The following is an 893-nucleotide window of genomic DNA, read 5'->3' on the forward strand; positions in this document are numbered from 1 at the left end:
TTGCAGGTACAGATGGAAGCTGGACAGTACCGAACCCAGGCTTGAATGATGGCGATGTTGTAACAGCAACAGCGACAGATGCGGCAGGTAATGAATCAGTACCGGCAACAGAAGTTGTAGATGCATTGGCTCCGACTGCACCAGAGATTGATCCAATCAATGGCACGGATCCGATTACAGGTACGGCAGAACCAGGTTCAACAGTGACAGTGACTTACCCAGATGGCACCACAGCAACAGTTATTGCAGGTACAGATGGAAGCTGGACAGTACCGAACCCAGGCTTGAATGATGGCGATGTTGTAACAGCAACAGCGACAGATGCAGCAGGTAATGAATCAGTACCGGCAACAGAAGTTGTAGATGCATTGGCTCCGACTGCACCAGAGATTGACCCAATCAATGGCACGGATCCGATTACGGGTACGGCAGAACCAGGTTCAACAGTGACAGTGACTTATCCAGATGGCACCACAGCAACAGTTGTTGCAGGTACAGATGGAAGCTGGACAGTACCGAACCCAGGCTTGAATGATGGCGATGTTGTCACAGCAACAGCGACAGATGCGGCAGGTAATGAATCAGTACCGGCAACGGAAGTTGTAGATGCATTGGCTCCGACTGCACCAGAGATTGACCCAATCAATGGCACGGATCCGATTACGGGTACGGCAGAACCAGGTTCAACAGTGACAGTGACTTATCCAGATGGCACCACAGCAACAGTTGTTGCAGGTACAGATGGAAGCTGGACAGTACCGAACCCAGGCTTGAATGATGGCGATGTTGTCACAGCAACAGCGACAGATGCGGCAGGTAATGAATCAGTACCGGCAACAGAAGTTGTAGATGCATTGGCTCCGACTGCACCAGAGATTGACCCAATCAATGGC

Annotated in this window: 1 protein-coding gene; it reads left to right on the forward strand. The window is 51.0% G+C overall.

Annotated elements, in window-relative coordinates; all coding sequences use genetic code 11:
* A partial coding sequence (locus tag J655_RS24145) for an Ig-like domain-containing protein (RefSeq protein WP_032053459.1) occupies positions 1 to 893 on the forward strand: 893 nt, incomplete at both ends.

It is taken from the genome of Acinetobacter sp. 1294243 (genome assembly GCF_000588015.1).
GTDB lineage: Bacteria > Pseudomonadota > Gammaproteobacteria > Pseudomonadales > Moraxellaceae > Acinetobacter > Acinetobacter pittii.